Here is a 15,174-nt window from a genome sequence, read left to right as displayed (position 1 = left end):
TGCAGGACCACGGGGTCGACGGCTGGTGCCCGCGAACCGCGGTGACGTGCCGACGGGTGGGGCGGGCGCCCTGCCCGGTGCTGCGGCCCGGTCCTACCCGCCCAGGTCCCAGGTCTGCAGGCGGCCGCACATCCCGTACCGCCGGGGCGCGGGACGCGCCTCCACCCGCTCCGCGCGCGCGAGCTGCAGGTGCGGCGCCGCGCCGCGCATGAGCCCCTCGAGCACCCGCGCCGTGCCGTCGGTGTCGGCGAACGCGGTCCGCCCCCACAGGTCCTGCCAGCGCGGCACCTGCGGGCGCACGAGCCGCACCGCGGCCTCGAAGAACGGCAGCAGCGCGGCCCGCGGTCCCTGCCGCTCCGCGGCGGCGATCAGCGCGGCGTACCCCTCGAGCGCGAGGTCGCGCCGGGCGCGGGCGGCCGCCGCGACGTCGGCGTCGGAGACGACGCCGCGGGTCCCCCCGGTCGGCAGCGTCGCCGCGGCGCGGTAGGACGCACCGTCGGCGAGCACCTGCGGCGGGAACGTCATGACGGCGTCCCCGGCCTCGGGCAGGCCGGCGTTGGACATGACGACCAGCACCTCGAGGTCCCCGTCGTTGACCGCGCGGTGGATGACGCCGGGGCGCATCTGCACGATCACGCCCGGCGCGAGCGGGTGCACCGCGAACCCGTCGGGGCCCAGCGTGTGCACCGCGCCGGTGCCGGACAGGACGACGTAGGCCTCCGCGGAGGCCAGGTGCATGTGGGGTGTGCCGCTCCCGGCGAGCCCGACACCGTCGGGGGCCGCCCAGTCGTACACCCGCAGGCGGCTCACGCTGACGCCGCCGGGCAGGGTGGTCATGCGGACAGGATGCCCGCCCCGAGGTCCGCGAGCGCCTCGGCCGACGCAGGATCACCCGTTCCGTCCGCGACGATCACGGCATACCGGAACCGCAGCGTCGCGCCGGCGTCGAACGGCACCTCCTCGCTGAAGAACGGCGCGGGGTTGAGGCACGCGAACATGTCCCGGCGGGCGAACCACTGCGGCGGGTGGACGGGGTTGTCGGGCGCGTCGACCATGACGATCGTCGCGGCGTTGCCGGTGCCGTCCTGCCGGCCGGTGAAGCCCATCCACGGCCCGCGCTGCCCGCGCACCTCCTCGCCCCCGGCGAAGTCGGGCGCCAGCAGGGTGCCGCCGGTGAACGAGCGCGGCCCGCGCCAGAACAGGCCGCCGTAGCCCGCGTTCTCGCGGCCGCGGGTCGTCGGCGAGCCGATGGGCAGGTCGCGGCCGGAGACGTTGGTCATCGTCGTGTCGAACAGGAGCACCCACGCGTCGTCGCGGTCGGCGGGGACGACGACGGCCAGCGCACGCTCCTCGTCCACGACGTGCTCGCCGCCCTGCGTGTGCCAGGCCAGGGTGTGCGCGAGGTCGACGCGGTCGCCCGCCGGACCCGTCCCGACGTCGAGCCGGGTGAGCGCCTGGTGGTCCATCGACCCGTCGTTGTCGAGCTGCACGTACCCGTGCTCGGACGCCTCCGGGGAGACGAACGTCGGCCCGCCCCAGAAGTTCTCGTCCCCGACCACCGGCAGCGACCAGGCGATGCCCTTGTGCCACACGTGGTCGTGCGGGCGGAACTCGCTGACCAGGTCACCGCCGCGGGTGCGCAGGGGGTGCACGTACGGCTTGGGCGACTCGAGCTGCACGTCGTCCGGCACGTACACGTAGCGGGCGAGCGTCGTGCCGTCGTGCACGACGTCGACGGCGCGGCCGACGTCGTGCAGGGCGCGCAGCGCGGGACGGGCGTCGAGGCGGGGCAGGCGGGTGGTCATCGGGCGGCTCCGGTGGGGACGGTGGCGGAGGTCGGGTCGGCCGACGGGGCGGCGGGCGCGGCGCCGGCCGAGGGTGCGGCGGGCGCGTCGCCGGCCGACGGTGCGGCGGGAGCGTCGGCGGACGCCTCCGCACGCGGCGTGCCGGCGGGCGGGGTCGCGGGCAGCTCGGCGCCGTCGCCGTCGGCCGCCGGGTCGAGGTCGCCCAGCCCCAGGTCGTCGACGAGCACCGGGCGGCCGGTGGCGAGCGAGCGGTTCGCGGCGATGCCGACCGCGACGGCGCGCAGCCCGTCGCGGTACCCCGCGGCCCGTCCCAGCGGGTCGGGACCGAGACGCAGGTCGCGACGGAAGACGTCCATGAGCAGGATCGCGTCGCCGCCACCGTGCCCGCCGATGCCCTGCGGGATGCGCCACTCGCGCGCCGGCTCCCAGTGCCGCTGCACGAGCAGCCGCTCCCCCTCGGGTCGCGCGGCCTGGGCCGCGACCCCCTCGGGCGTCGCGGACGGGTCGAGCACGGCGCGTCCGTCGGCGTCGAGGATCACGGCCCCCCGCTCGACGACCTCGAGCTCGGCGCGTCCCTCGGTGCCGTTGACGACGACCCGGTACCCCTCCCAGGGGCTGTGCGCGTTGAGCGAGTACGTGAGGGTGGCCCCGCCGCGGTAGTCCACGACGAGCGCCATGTTGTCCTCGATCGTGATGCCGGGACCGAAGACGTCCTGGTCGCGGCGGTAGCCGTCGTGGTGCTCGGCGTCGAGGTAGAGGGCCTTGAGGCGCGGGTCGTGGGTCAGGTCGAGCGACCACGGGTCGCCCGTCGTGCCGGTCCCCCGCTCGGGACGCGGGCCCATGCCGCGGGCCGCCGCGTTGTCGTCGCCGTAGAAGCGCAGCCCGCCGGACGCGTAGACGCGCGCCGGGACGTCGTGCAGCCACCAGTTGACGAGGTCGAAGTGGTGGCTCGACTTGTGCACGAGCAGGCCGCCGCTGTTGCGCTTGTCCCGGTGCCAGCGGCGGAAGTAGTCGGCGCCGTGCACGGTGTCGAGCACCCACTCGAAGTGCACGCTCGTGACGCGTCCGATCTCGCCCGACGCGATGACCTCGCGCAGCGAGGAGTTGCGCGGCGCGTACCGGTAGTTGAACGTCATGACGACGTCCCGTCCGGTGCGGGCGACCGCGCGCACGATCGTGCGGCAGCCCTCGACGGTCGTCGTCAGGGGCTTCTCGACGACGACGTCGGCGCCGGCGTCCAGGGCGCGGGCGACGACGCCGGCGTGCGCGTGGTCGGGCGTCGTGACGACGACGACGTCGACGCGCTGCTCGTCGACCATGCGCTCGACGTCGTCGGCGTCGTACTGCGGCAGTCCGGCCGGGCCGCCGAGGCCCAGCGCCTCGCCCACCTGCGCGTCGTAGTACGCCATGCGCCCGGGGTTGGTGTCGCACCAGGCGACGATCTCGCCGACGTCGGCGTGCTCGCCGGTGAGGGCGGCGACGTACATGCCGGCGCGGTGACCCGTGCCGACGACGGCGTACCGGCGGCGGCGGCGCCCGGGCGGCGGCGGGGCGAAGGCGGGCACGACGGCGGGGTCACCCTCGGTCGCGCGGTGGGACGGGGGACGCGGTGCGGTCGGGTTCTGGTCGGACTCGTTCACGGGGGTCCTTCGACGACGTCGGCGATGGCGGGCCGCTCCCCGCGCACGCACGGCTCGGGAAAGCGCAATCCGTAACGCGCACCACACTAGCCGACACCCGCCGGGCGGACACGCGCGCGTCCACCGGCGCGCGTCCGTCGCCCCGTGGGCGATGACACGGCGCACGGCACGGTGCTAGACCGGGAGCGACCCTGCGTCGCCGCCTGCGCGTTCGCGACCGTCCGTCCCCGGCCCGGGCGGGCGGGCGCAGCCGCGGCGCCGGCACCGCCACCCGTGACGGTGCCGGCGAGGGGCCCGCGTCGGGGCGCCGTCCGGTGAGCGGAAGGGTCCACCACAGGGGCGGAGGGTCGTCGTAGGCTCTCCTCGTACAACGTTGTAGTCGCCGCGGTGGAGCGGCGGCACCCCGATCGGAGAGCCATGACTGAGCGCGCCCGCGTCCTGCTGCACCCCGCCTTCCGCACCGGCACGATCGACCGCCGCCTCTTCGGCTCGTTCGTCGAGCACCTGGGCCGGGCCGTGTACACCGGCATCTACGAGCCGGGGCACGAGACGGCCGACGAGCACGGGTTCCGTCGCGACGTCGCCGAGCTCACCCGTGAGCTCGGGGTGACGATGGTCCGCTACCCCGGCGGCAACTTCGTGTCGAACTACGTCTGGGAGGACGGCGTCGGCCCCGTCGAGGACCGCAAGCCGTTCATCGACCTCGCGTGGCGCACCATCGAGCCCAACACGATCGGCACCGACGAGTTCCTGCAGTGGGCCGAGCGCGAGGGCGTCGAGCCGATGATGGCCGTCAACCTCGGCACGCGTGGCGTCGCGGCCGCGGCGGCGCTCGTCGAGTACTGCAACGGCGAGGCCGGCTCGCGCTGGGCCGACCTGCGCATCGCGAACGGCCGCGAGAAGCCCTACGGCGTGAAGCTGTGGTGCCTCGGCAACGAGATGGACGGGCCGTGGCAGATCGGCCACAAGGACGCGCACGAGTACGGCAAGCTCGCCGCCGAGGCCGGCAAGGCGATGAAGCTCGTCGACCCGTCCATCGAGCTGGTCGCGTGCGGCTCGTCGTCCATGACGATGCCGACGTTCGGCGAGTGGGAGCAGACCGTCCTGTCCTACACGTACGACCTGGTCGACCACATCTCCATGCACGCCTACTACGAGGAGATGGACGGCGACCGCGCGTCGTTCCTCGGGTCGGGCACCTCGATGGACCGGTTCATCCGTCGCGTCGTCGCGTCGGCGGACGCGGTCGGGGCGCGCCGCCGCTCGGACAAGAAGATCACCATCTCGTTCGACGAGTGGAACGTCTGGTACCTGCAGACGCGCTTCCCCGGGGAGCAGAACCTGCCGCTGCAGTCCGACGCGCCGCGCATCATCGAGGACGTCTACTCCGGGCTCGACGCGGTCGTCGTGGGCGACCTGCTCGTCACGCTGCTCAACCACGCGGACCGCGTCCCCGTCGCGTGCCTCGCCCAGCTCGTCAACGTCATCGCGCCGATCATGACCGAGCCCGACGGCCCGGCCTGGAAGCAGCCGACGTTCCACCCGTTCGCCACCACCGCGCGCCTCGCCCGCGGTGACGCGCTCGACGTGCGCGTCGAGGCCCCGACGATCACGACGGCCAAGCACGGCGACGTCCCGGCCGTGACCGCGGCCGCCACGTGGGACGGCTCGGAGGCGGACGGGCAGGTCGCGGTGTTCCTCGTCAACCGCACGGCCGAGCCGGTCGAGGTCGAGCTGACGCACCCCGGCGTCGTCCTCTCCCTCGGTGGGGGCCTGCAGGTGACGGCCGACCACGAGCCCGCGGTCCACGGCCCGAGCACGCGGCGAAGGTCGAGGCGGAGCACGTGACGACGCTCGACGCGGCGCCGGTCACCGCGTCCGGCGCGGGCACCACGACGCTCACGCTCGCCCCGAGTCGTGGACGGCCCTCGGCGGCACCGCCCGCACGGCCTGAGCGCAGCACCCGGCGGCGCGCCGCTCCCGCTCCGGCGACGTCCGGGCGGGAGCGGCGTGCCGTCCGTCGTCGTGGGGCGCGCCGGCCGGGCGCCGGTCAGGCCGCTCAGGCGCGCTGGTCCGCCGGGACGGTGAGGCGCTCGACGACCGTGGGGAGCCACCGCGCGGCGAGGTCCTGCGCCCGCACGGTGCCGCCCGCGAGCTCGGCCGTGCGCCGGTCGGCCTCGTACCCCTCGGCGACGAGCAGGAGCACCTGCCGCGCGTCGACGACGAAGCGGCGGCCGACGTGGGCCGCGAGCCGCTCGACCTCGGCCGCGCACTCCGCGACCATCTGCCCCTCGAGCTCGAGGTAGCCCCCGGCGACGGCCGGCTGGCGCAGGGCCAGCAGGCGCAGCTCCGTGCTCACGACCCGCCAGCGGCGGTCGTCGGAGATGCGGTCGAGCAGCGCGGCCACGAACCGGCCGACGTCGGCGACGTCGAGGTCGGCGCCCGGCAGCCCCTGCGCGGACGCGGCCGCGATGCCCTCGCGCAGCTCCGCGAGGTGGCGGGCCTGCTCCCGGCCCGCGAGCGCGAGCAGCAGCTCGTGCTTGCTCGCGAAGTTGGAGTAGAACGCGCCGCGCGTGAAGCCCGCGCGCTCGCACACGGTCTCGATGGACGTGGCGTCGACGCCGTCCTCGGCGAAGAGGTCGAACGCGGCGTCGAGCAGGCGCTCGCGCGTGCGCTGCCGCCGCGCGGACAGGGGCGCGTCCGGCCCGTCGGCGCGGCCGTCCGCCGGCGCCGCGACGTCCTGGTCGCTCATCGGCCCACCTCCGTCCGCGCACGAGGATCCCACGCCCGAGGGTACCGGTCCGATGCACTCCTGTATCCGATGCACTCCTGTATCGCATACAGTCCTGTATCGGCCCGCCTCCAGCCCGGGCCGCGGGACGCCGCCGTCCTCCCCCGTCACCCGTTCCCTGGAGGGACCGTGTCCTCTGCGCTGTACCGGCTCGGCCGGTTCGCGTTCCGCCGCCGCACGACCGTCATCGGGGCGTGGCTCGCGGTGCTCGCCGTGCTCGGCGCGGCCGCGGGCCTGTTCATGACGCAGCTCGACAACGGCGTCTCCATCCCCGGCACGGAGTCGCAGCAGGCGCTCGACCGGCTCGCGGCCACGTTCCCCGAGGCGAGCGGGACCACGGCCCAGGTGCTCGTCGTCGCCCCCGACGGGCAGGACGTCGCCACGGACGACGTGGTCGCGGCCGTCGCCGACGCCGCCGGCGCCTTCCGCGACGTGCCGGGCGTGCGCGCGGTGGCGGACCCGTTCGACACGCAGACGCCCGGCGGGGTCAGGTCAGCGACGACGGGGAGGCGGCCCTCCTGACCGTCTCGCTCGACGGTGAGGGCGTGGCGGTCGGCGACGACGTCAAGGACGAGCTCCGCGCGCTCGCGGACGACCTCGACGCGGCGCTGCCCGAGGGGTACGAGGCCACGATCGGCGGGCAGCTGTACGCGCAGGAGTTCCCCGGCCTGACGGTCACCGAGGCGCTCGGCGTGCTCGTCGCGTTCGTCGTGCTGCTGTTCACGCTCGGCTCGTTCGCGGCCGCGGGCATGCCGCTCGTCAACGCGCTGGTGGGCGTGGGCCTGTCGACCGTGCTCGTCTTCCTCGCGACCGCGGTCACGCCGATCACGTCGACGACCCCGCTGCTCTCGCTCATGCTCGGGCTCGCCGTCGGCATCGACTACGCGCTCTTCATCGTCTCCCGGCACCGGGAGCAGCTCGGCGCCGGGCTGGCGACGGAGGAGTCGGCCGCCCGCGCCAACGCCACCGCGGGCTCCGCCGTCATCTTCGCGGGCCTCACGGTCATGATCGCGCTGGTCGGGCTGGGCGTCGCGGGCATCCCCTTCCTCACGACGATGGGCGTCGCGGGCGCCGTCGCGGTCGGGATCGCCGTGCTCGTGTCGATCACGCTCGTGCCCGCCCTGCTCGGGGTCGCCGGCGAGCGGCTGCGGCCGAGGCCCCGGCGCCGGGGGCGCCAGGCCGGTCTGCCGGCGCACCACAACCGCTTCTTCGCCGGCTGGGTCCGCCTGGCCACGGCCCGCCCGTGGGTCACGGTCGTCCTGACGATGGGCGGCCTCGTCGCCCTCGCGCTGCCGGCCCTCGACCTGCGGCTCGCACTGCCCGACGCGGGCGTGCAGCCCGAGTCGTCGTCGACCCGCGTCACCTACGACCGGGTCTCCGAGCACTTCGGCGCCGGCGCGAACGGGCCGCTCGTCGTCACCGGCAGCATCGTGACGAGCGACGACCCGCTCGGCCTCATGGCGGACGTCGCCGACGAGCTGCGCGCCCTGCCCGGCGTCGCCGACGTGCCGCTCGCGACGCCGAACGCGTCCCTCGACACCGGCATCGTCCAGGTCGTCCCCGAGACCGGGCCGACGGACGAGGCGACCGCCGACCTCGTGCACCGCATCCGCGACATGCGCGACGAGATCCGCGCCGAGCACGGGTTCGACCTGTCCGTCACCGGCTTCACCGCCGTCGGCATCGACGTCTCCGCCAAGCTCGGCGCCGCCCTGCTGCCGTTCGCGGTGTTCGTCGTCGGGCTGTCGCTCGTCCTGCTGACGATGGTGTTCCGGTCGGTCGCCGTGCCGCTCAAGGCGACGCTCGGCTACCTGCTGTCGGTGGCCGCCGCGTTCGGCGTGGTGACCAGCGTGTTCGAGCACGGCGTGCTGGCCGACGCGCTGCACGTGTCGCGGCTCGGACCCGTCATCTCGTTCATGCCGATCGTCCTCATGGGCGTGCTGTTCGGCCTCGCGATGGACTACGAGGTGTTCCTCGTGTCCCGCGTCCGCGAGGACTACGTGCACTCCGGCGACGCGCGCCGGTCGATCGCCACCGGGTTCCTCGGCTCCGCGAAGGTCGTCACCGCCGCGGCGGTCATCATGGTCGCCGTCTTCTTCGCGTTCGTCCCCGAGGGCGACGTCAACATCAAGCCCATCGCGCTGGGCCTGGCGGTCGGCGTCGCGGTCGACGCGTTCGTCGTCCGCATGACCCTCGTGCCGGCCGTCCTGCAGCTGCTCGGCGAGAAGGCGTGGTGGATGCCGCGCTGGCTCGACCGCGCGCTGCCGTCGTTCGACGTCGAGGGCGAGGCCCTGCACCGCGAGCTCGCACTCGCGTCGTGGCCCGGGGACGAGGACGTCGTCCTCGCGGCCCGGCACCTGCGTCCCGCCGTGGCGGACGGCACCGACGAGGTCGCGCTCGCCGTCCGCACCGGCGAGGCGCTCGTCGTCCGCGCGGACGAGCCCGCCCGCGTCACCGGGCTGCTGCTGACGCTCGCCGGGCGGCTCGAGCCCGTCGCGGGCGACCTCAAGGTCGACGGCCTCGTGCTGCCCGTCCGCGCGGCGGCCGCCCGCCGCCGCGCCGGGTACGTCGACCTGCGCACCGAGGGGGTCGCCGGGCTCGCCGCCGCGGTCGCCGAGCACCCCCGCGTCCTCGTCGTCGACCGGGCCGACGCGGTGACCGACGCCGCCGAGCGCACCCGCGTCGCCGCGCTGCTGCGGCGCGCCGTCGACGGCGGGCTCGCGGCCCTCGTCCTCGGGTCCGCCGGACCGGGCGACCCCGGCGACCTCCTGCCCACCGGCACCCCGTGACCACCCTCGCGCCGCAGGACGTCGCGGCCGTCCGCGCCTGACCGGCGAGGAGGAAGGCACCCCCATGAGCACTCCCACCACCCGCACCGCCCGGCGCTGGCCCGCGGTCGTCGTCGCGCTCGCCGCCCCGCTCGCGCTGGCGCTCGTGCTGCTCGCCGGCACGTGGGACCCCGCCGAGCGGCTCGACCGCGTGCAGGCCGCCGTGGTGAACGAGGACGCGCCCGTCACGCTCGACGGGCAGTACACACCGCTCGGGCGTCAGCTCGCCGGTGCGCTGACCGACGGCGAGGGCGCCGCCGCGACCTACGACTGGGTCGTCACCGACGCGGACGACGCCACCGCGGGGCTCGAGGACGGCCGGTACGCCGCCGTCGTGACCATCCCGGCGGACTTCTCCGCGGCCGCGACGTCGTTCGCCGCACCGGACGGCTCGCCGCGGCAGGCGACGGTGTCGGTCACGACGCCGGACCGGTCCACCGCGGTCGACGAGGTCGTCGCGCAGGCCGTCACCGCCACCGCCGCGCAGGTGCTGGGCCGGCAGCTCACGACCACCTACCTGGAGAACGTGCTCGTCGGGTTCTCGACGCTGCAGGAGCAGCTGGGCGAGGCAGCCGACGGCGCGACCCGGCTCGCCGACGGCGCACGCTCGCTCGCGGACGGCAACGCCCAGCTCGCCACGGGCGCGGCGGGGCTGGCCGACGGGTCGGCGCAGCTCGCGTCGGGTGTCGGGCAGCTGCGCGGCGGTGCGGGCGAGCTCGCGACGGGGGCGGGCACGCTCGCCGGCGGGTCGCGGCAGCTCGCCGACGGTGTGGGCGCGTCGGCCGCGGGCGCGCGCGAGCTCGCGGACGGGCTCACACAGCTCGCAGGCGGCACGGCGGCGCAGCCGGGCGGCACGGACGTCCTCGCCGACGGTGCGCGGGACCTCGCGGCCGGGCTCGGTCAGGCGGCCGCGGGGGCGCGCCCGCTGAGCACCGGCGTCGACGCGTTCACCACGGGCGTCGTCGCCGCCGCCGACGGGGTCGCCGGCGTCACGCAGGCGGGGGCGCGGAGCATGGACGCCGCCGTCGAGGCGCTGGACGGCGCGATCACCGCGCTGTGCACGACCGACGCGGACGCCCCGGGCTGCGCCGAGCTGCGCGAGCAGCGGGCGTCGCTGGACGCGGGCCGGGGTGCGCTCGCGGAGGCCGAGGCGCAGGCGGCCGGGCTGCGCGAGCTCGGGCAGGGGCTGTCCGCCCAGCTGCCGGGTGGTCTGCGGGCGCTCGTCGACGGGCTGGACCGGTCCGCGGGGGCCGCGTCGCAGCTGGCCGCCGGTGCGGGGCAGGTCGACGCGGGCGTGCAGCAGCTGAGCACGGGTGCCGGGCAGCTCGCCGACGGCCTCGGGACGCTCGCGGGCGGTGCACGGGACCTCTCGGGCGGTGCGTCGCAGCTCGCCGCCGGCTCGCAGGTGCTCGCGGGGGGCGTCACCGACCTCGGGTCCGGCGCGGACCAGCTCGCGTCCGGCAGCGCGCAGCTGGCCGACGGCGTGCGTGCCGCGACGGACGGTGCCACGCAGGTCGCCGACGGCACGGCAGAGCTCGGCACGGGCCTCGGGGAGGCGGTCGGGCAGCTGCCCGTCACGCCCGAGGACGAGCGCGCGTCGCTCGCGGACGTCGTCGCGACGCCCGTCGTCGCCCCGGCGACGTCGGTGGCCGCGCCGCTGGGCCGCGTCTCGGTGCTCACCGCCGTGGCCCTGTGGGTCGGCGCGCTCGCGCTGCTCCTCGCGTTCCCGTCGCTGCCGCGCCGGGCGGCCGGCTCCACGCGCTCCGCGCTCGGCTCGGCTCTCGCCGCGCTGGCGCTGCCCGCCGCGCTGGGCGCGGTGCAGGGCCTGGTCGTCGGCTCCGTGGTCGGCGGCGTGACCGGTCAGGGCGCGGGCCGCACCGTGGGCCTCGCGCTCGTCGGGCTCGTCGCCGGGGTGGCGCTGGTGGCGTTCCACCAGGCCCTGGCCGCGTGGTTCGGCACACCCGGCCGGGTGCTCGCGGTCGTCGCGGCCTTCGCGTTCCTCGTCGCAGGCCTCGCCGCGACCGTGCCGGCGTGGGTCGGCGACGCGGTCGACTGGCTGCCCCTGGGTCCGGCGGCCGACGCCGTGGCCGGCGTGGTCGGCGACGGGGGGTCGGTCGGCGGCGCGGTCGTCGCCCTCGTCCTGTGGGCCCTCGCCTCGGTGGCCGCGACCGCGGGCGCCGCGGCCCGCGCCCGCGCGTCCTACGGCGCCCGCACCCTCGCCGCCCTGGCCTGACGCCCCGCCGGACCCGGACGTCGTCGGCTCCCGGCCGGCCCGAGGCCTGACGACGTCCGGGGGCATGCCCCGGGGGTCAGCCGGCCGGGACGGGGGGACCGCCTCCCGCGTCGACGTCAGCCGGCCGGGACGGCGGCGGGGCGCGTCGCCCCCGGGGCGACGGCCCGCCACGTGAGGACCGCCGCGGCGGCCGTCACCGGCACCCAGACCAGGCGCTCCGGCAGCGACGGCGACGCCAGGTTCACCGCGCAGCCGACGGTCAGCAGCGCCGTCGTCCCGCGCAGCACCACGCGCCGCAGCCGTGCGCCGCCGGCCCCGGCGGCGACGGCCGCGAGCGCGCCGTACACCGGGACCATCGCCGCGCTGGTCGTCCGCAGGTCGTCGGGGAGGACGCCCGCGTGCCCGCCGCCGTACGCCACCACGCCCCACGGCGCACCTGCCGCGAGCGCCAGCTGGAAGCCCGCCACACCCGCGAGCAGCACGGCCGCAGCCCGCCCCGCGTCCTTCTCCGAGATCCTCATGGCGCCATCACAACATATCTGTCAGATATAGTCGAGACCGTGAGCCGCCGCGCGCAGACCGACGTCGCCGTCCTCGGCGCCCTGACGCTCCAGCCCATGACCGGGTACGCGTTGCGCGCCGCGATCGTCGAGACCCTCGGCCACTTCTGGAGCGAGAGCTTCGGCCAGATCTACCCGACGCTCGCCCGGCTCACGGCGGACGGGCTCGTCACCAAGGACGACGACGGACGGTTCACGATCACGCCCGCCGGGCGCACGCACCTGCGCACCCGCCTCGCCGAGCCGTACGACGTCACGCCGCCGCGCAACCCGCTCCTGCTCCGGCTGTTCTTCGGCCGCACCCTCGGCCGCGACGCGTGCCGCGCCCTCCTGCGCGACACGGGCGCCCGGGCGACGGCGCAGCTCGCCGCGCTGGCCGCGGTCCGCGACGAGATCGCCGCCGAGCCGCCGTCGCCCGACCACCCGTACGCCCTGGTCACGCTCGACTACGGCGAGCGGATGGCGCGCGCGCACCTCGAGTGGGTGGAGGCGTCGCTGCGCGCGCTGGACGCGCCCGGCGGCTGAGCGCCCGTCGCCCGCCGGGCCGGCGACCCGGCGCCCGGCGTCAGCCCCGCCGCGCGGCGGCCCGGTGCTCGACCGCGACCACCGCGAGCGCGAGCAGTCCCGGCACCAGCACCGCGAGCGGCGGGAGCATCCACACGATGACGCCGCACAGGCCCAGGGCGACGACCAGCAGGCCGGAGCCGGTGAGGTCGTCCCCGGCGCGGGCCCCCGCGTCCCGCATCACCTGCCGCCACGACGCGCCCCGGTGCCAGCCGCCGGCCGCGCGCAGCAGCACGACCGCGAGCATCGCCGCCACCGCGAGGGACAGCACGAGCACGCCCGTGCCGCCCGGGAGCACGCCGGTGCCCGCGACGGCGGTGTTGAACCACAGCAGCACGAGCAGCGCGAGCGACGCCAGCGCGTACGGCCACACGCCCCGCAGCGCGGCGACGAACTCGTGCCACAGGTCCGCGACCCGGTCGGTCTCGCCCGTCAGGTGCCGGCGCACGTGCGCGGCGCCGGCGGCCAGCGCGGGCAGCACGGTCACCACCGGCAGGCTCAGCACCGAGACGCCGAGCCCGACCACGAGCACCTCGCTGAACAGCCCGAACCGTCCGCCGCCGAACGCGGCCCTGCGCTCCGGCGCGGTGGGGTCGGGGCGGCGGACGTCGTCGTCGGGGGCGTCGGTCATGGTCACAGCCTCACACGTGGGGAGCGGTCGTCGGCCCGGTCGGGGCCGGGACCCCCGACGCACGGCGGCCGGTCGGCGGCGCCCCCCGGCTGCCGCCGACCGGCCGTCGCCGGTGGTGCGTGGTGCGGGTGCGGACGCTCAGCCCTTGAGGCCCTGCGTCGCGACGCCCTGCACGAGGTAGCGCTGGAACACCAGGAAGAACAGCAGCACCGGCAGCAGCGCGAGCACGGCCATGGCCATCTGCGCGCCGTAGTCGGACACCGTCGTCTGGTCGACGAAGAGGCGCAGCGCCAGCGGCAGCGGGAACGTGTCGGGCGAGCTGAGGTAGATCAGCGGGCCGAAGAAGTCGTTCCAGGACCAGATGAACGCGAAGATCGAGCTGGTCACGAGCGCCGGCTTCATGAGCGGCAGCATGATCGCGGTGAAGATCCGCACGTGCCCGGCGCCGTCGATGCGCGCCGCCTCGTCCAGCTCGCGCGGCAGGTTGCGCATGAACTGCACCATGAGGAAGACGAAGAACGCCTCCGCCGCGAGGAACTTGCCGATCAGCAGGGGCACGTACGTGCCGACCAGGCCGAGCTGGTTGAACACGATGTACTGCGGGATGATCACGACGTGGAACGGCAGCAGCAGCGTGCCGATCATGAGCGTGAAGAACAGCCCGCGGCCCGGGAAGTCGATCCGCGCGAACGCGTAGGCGCTGACCGAGCAGGACAGCGTGATGCCGACCACCGACCCCACCGCCAGCAGCAGCGAGTTGAGGAAGAACTGCCAGAACGAGACGCCGGCGATGCCGGCCAGGGCCTTCGTGAAGTTCGCCAGGCTCGGGTCGGTCGGGATGATGCTGACCGACCCGATGATCTCGCTCGACGGCTTCAGCGTGGACACGAACATCCACACCGCCGGGTAGAGGATCACGGCGACCACGGCCAGCGAGATCACGTGGAACACCACGGAGCGCACGCGGCTGCGGCCCTGGTTGCGGCGGCGCAGGGCCGCGGACTGCTCAGCGGTCGGGAGGCCCTGGCGCCCGGACGTGGCCGGCGACGCCGCCGGTGCGGTCGTGCTCACTTGGACTCCCCCGAGTAGTGCACCCACCGGTTCTGGGTGCGGAACATGACGAAGCTGATGGCGCCGACGACCAGGACGAGCACCCAGGCCATCGCCGACGCGTAGCCCATCTGGAAGTCCCGGAAGCCGCGGAAGTACAGGTAGAGCGTGTAGAAGAGCGTCGACCGGGCGGGACCACCGGTGCCGGACGAGATGATGAACGCCGACGCGAAGATCTGGAACGCGTGGATGGTCTCGAGCAGCAGGTTGAAGAACAGCACCGGCGAGAGCATCGGCAGCGTGATCCTGAGGAACTTGCGCACGGGACCGGCGCCGTCGACCGACGCGGCCTCGTACAGCTCCGTGGGGATCTGCTTGAGACCCGCGAGGAAGATGACCATCGGGGCGCCGAACTGCCAGATCGTCAGCAGGATCAGCATCGGCAGCGTGCGACCCGGGTCGCCGACCCACCCGCCGGCCGGCAGGCCGAGGGTCTGGCCCGCCCGGTCGACGATGCCGTTGTCGATGAACATCGCCTTCCACACGATGGCGATCGACACGCTCGCCCCGATGAGCGAGGGCGCGTAGAACGCCGACCGGTAGAAGCCCTGACCCCGGCGGCTGTTGTTCAGCAGCATCGCGACCGCGAGCGCCGAGACCAGCTTCAGCGGCGTCCCGATGAGGGCGTAGAGGGCGGTGACCCGCCACGCCTGGATGTAGTTCGGGTCCTGGAAGAGCCGCTGGAAGTTCTCGATGCCGACCCACTCCGGCGACGTGAACAGGTTGTAGTTCGTGAACGCCAGGTACAGGGAGGCGATCATCGGTCCCGCGGTGAGCAGGACGAAGCCGAGGAGCCACGGCGCGAGGAACGCGTAGCCGGCTCGGGTCTCGGCGGCCTTCCGGCGGCGGCGCATCGGCGAGGGGGACGCGGGGGTCCGGGTCGCGCGCGCCTCGGCGGTGAGGGTCACGGTGCTGTCCGATCTGTGGGTGCGACGGTCGGGGCCGTCCGGCTCCCGGGGCCCCCACGGGACCCCGGGGGCCCCGGGCACGGGTGCCGGCGTCGGTGCCGGCG

The 15,174-nt window shown here is 75.6% G+C and carries 13 protein-coding genes; 5 read left to right on the top strand and 8 right to left on the bottom strand.

Annotated features, from left to right (window positions below):
* Nucleotides 1-93: 93 nt before the first annotated feature.
* Genes GC089_RS02335 through GC089_RS02325 form a run of 3 tightly spaced genes read right to left on the bottom strand, consistent with a single transcriptional unit; the run spans nucleotide 94 to nucleotide 3,445 of the window.
* On the bottom strand, nucleotides 94-837 hold the full coding sequence (locus GC089_RS02335; protein WP_155376318.1) for a cupin domain-containing protein: 744 nt from the start codon (nucleotides 835-837) through the stop codon (nucleotides 94-96).
* A complete protein-coding gene (locus GC089_RS02330; RefSeq protein WP_155376317.1) occupies nucleotides 834-1,805 on the bottom strand; it encodes a PmoA family protein in 972 nt (323 codons plus the stop codon). Before GC089_RS02330 ends, GC089_RS02335 begins: the two co-directional genes overlap by 4 nt.
* Entirely contained in the window at nucleotides 1,802-3,445 is a 1,644-nt protein-coding gene (locus GC089_RS02325; RefSeq protein ID WP_155376316.1) for a Gfo/Idh/MocA family protein, read from the bottom strand. The genes GC089_RS02330 and GC089_RS02325 overlap by 4 nt, the downstream gene beginning before the upstream one ends.
* Nucleotides 3,446-3,862: 417 nt before the next feature.
* Here GC089_RS02325 and GC089_RS02320 point away from each other — a divergent pair, with 417 nt between their 5' ends.
* Entirely contained in the window at nucleotides 3,863-5,293 is a 1,431-nt protein-coding gene (locus tag GC089_RS02320) for an alpha-N-arabinofuranosidase (RefSeq protein ID WP_230685005.1), read from the top strand.
* Nucleotides 5,294-5,504: 211 nt separating this feature from the next.
* On the opposite strand, the gene GC089_RS02315 is transcribed toward GC089_RS02320, so the two are convergent.
* Nucleotides 5,505-6,197, bottom strand: a complete 693-nt coding sequence (locus GC089_RS02315; protein ID WP_155376315.1) for a TetR/AcrR family transcriptional regulator — start codon at nucleotides 6,195-6,197, stop codon at nucleotides 5,505-5,507.
* 168 nt (nucleotides 6,198-6,365) lie between these two features.
* Here GC089_RS02315 and GC089_RS18730 point away from each other — a divergent pair, with 168 nt between their 5' ends.
* The 3 genes from GC089_RS18730 (at nucleotide 6,366) to GC089_RS02305 (ending at nucleotide 11,297) form a co-directional block, all read left to right on the top strand.
* Complete coding sequence (locus tag GC089_RS18730; RefSeq protein ID WP_230685298.1) at nucleotides 6,366-6,758, top strand: MMPL family transporter; 393 nt, start codon at nucleotides 6,366-6,368, stop codon at nucleotides 6,756-6,758.
* Nucleotides 6,755-9,025, top strand: a complete 2,271-nt coding sequence (locus tag GC089_RS02310; protein WP_230685184.1) for an MMPL family transporter — start codon at nucleotides 6,755-6,757, stop codon at nucleotides 9,023-9,025. Before GC089_RS18730 ends, GC089_RS02310 begins: the two co-directional genes overlap by 4 nt.
* 64 nt (nucleotides 9,026-9,089) lie before the next feature.
* Entirely contained in the window at nucleotides 9,090-11,297 is a 2,208-nt protein-coding gene (locus GC089_RS02305; RefSeq protein WP_155376314.1) for a YhgE/Pip family protein, read from the top strand.
* A 116-nt stretch (nucleotides 11,298-11,413) separates the two neighbouring features.
* Here the strand turns inward: GC089_RS02305 and GC089_RS02300 are convergent, their stop codons facing one another.
* Entirely contained in the window at nucleotides 11,414-11,818 is a 405-nt protein-coding gene (locus GC089_RS02300; protein ID WP_155376313.1) for a hypothetical protein, read from the bottom strand.
* Nucleotides 11,819-11,857: 39 nt separating this feature from the next.
* On the opposite strand from GC089_RS02300, the gene GC089_RS02295 reads away from it, so the two are divergent.
* Nucleotides 11,858-12,382 (top strand): PadR family transcriptional regulator, encoded by a 525-nt coding sequence (locus GC089_RS02295; protein ID WP_155376312.1) that lies wholly within the window; start codon nucleotides 11,858-11,860, stop codon nucleotides 12,380-12,382.
* A 40-nt stretch (nucleotides 12,383-12,422) separates the two neighbouring features.
* Here GC089_RS02295 and GC089_RS02290 read toward each other — a convergent pair whose 3' ends face one another.
* From GC089_RS02290 to GC089_RS02280, 3 genes are all read right to left on the bottom strand, one after another.
* Nucleotides 12,423-13,052, bottom strand: coding sequence for a hypothetical protein (locus GC089_RS02290; RefSeq protein ID WP_230685004.1), 630 nt, complete (start codon nucleotides 13,050-13,052; stop codon nucleotides 12,423-12,425).
* Nucleotides 13,053-13,190: 138 nt separating this feature from the next.
* Nucleotides 13,191-14,123: a carbohydrate ABC transporter permease gene (locus GC089_RS02285; protein WP_155376311.1), complete on the bottom strand. Its 933-nt coding sequence runs from the start codon at nucleotides 14,121-14,123 to the stop codon at nucleotides 13,191-13,193.
* Complete coding sequence (locus GC089_RS02280; protein WP_155378877.1) at nucleotides 14,120-15,016, bottom strand: carbohydrate ABC transporter permease; 897 nt, start codon at nucleotides 15,014-15,016, stop codon at nucleotides 14,120-14,122. The genes GC089_RS02285 and GC089_RS02280 overlap by 4 nt, the downstream gene beginning before the upstream one ends.
* Nucleotides 15,017-15,174: the final 158 nt, after the last annotated feature.

Origin of the sequence: Cellulomonas sp. JZ18 (assembly GCF_009720485.1) — a bacterium.
Lineage (GTDB): Bacteria > Actinomycetota > Actinomycetes > Actinomycetales > Cellulomonadaceae > Cellulomonas.
Note: the sequence above shows the minus strand (reverse complement) of the source record. Positions and strands in the feature narration are given on the sequence as shown.

Coding starts and splice junctions, on each gene's coding strand:
- GC089_RS02315 (WP_155376315.1), bottom strand. CDS start 6,197: ATGAGCGACCAGGACGTCGCGGCGCCGGCGGACGGCCGCGCCGACGGG.
- GC089_RS02280 (WP_155378877.1), bottom strand. CDS start 15,016: ATGCGCCGCCGCCGGAAGGCCGCCGAGACCCGAGCCGGCTACGCGTTC.
- GC089_RS02335 (WP_155376318.1), bottom strand. CDS start 837: ATGACCACCCTGCCCGGCGGCGTCAGCGTGAGCCGCCTGCGGGTGTAC.
- GC089_RS02290 (WP_230685004.1), bottom strand. CDS start 13,052: ATGACCGACGCCCCCGACGACGACGTCCGCCGCCCCGACCCCACCGCG.
- GC089_RS02320 (WP_230685005.1), top strand. CDS start 3,863: ATGACTGAGCGCGCCCGCGTCCTGCTGCACCCCGCCTTCCGCACCGGC.
- GC089_RS02330 (WP_155376317.1), bottom strand. CDS start 1,805: ATGACCACCCGCCTGCCCCGCCTCGACGCCCGTCCCGCGCTGCGCGCC.
- GC089_RS02305 (WP_155376314.1), top strand. CDS start 9,090: ATGAGCACTCCCACCACCCGCACCGCCCGGCGCTGGCCCGCGGTCGTC.
- GC089_RS02300 (WP_155376313.1), bottom strand. CDS start 11,818: ATGAGGATCTCGGAGAAGGACGCGGGGCGGGCTGCGGCCGTGCTGCTC.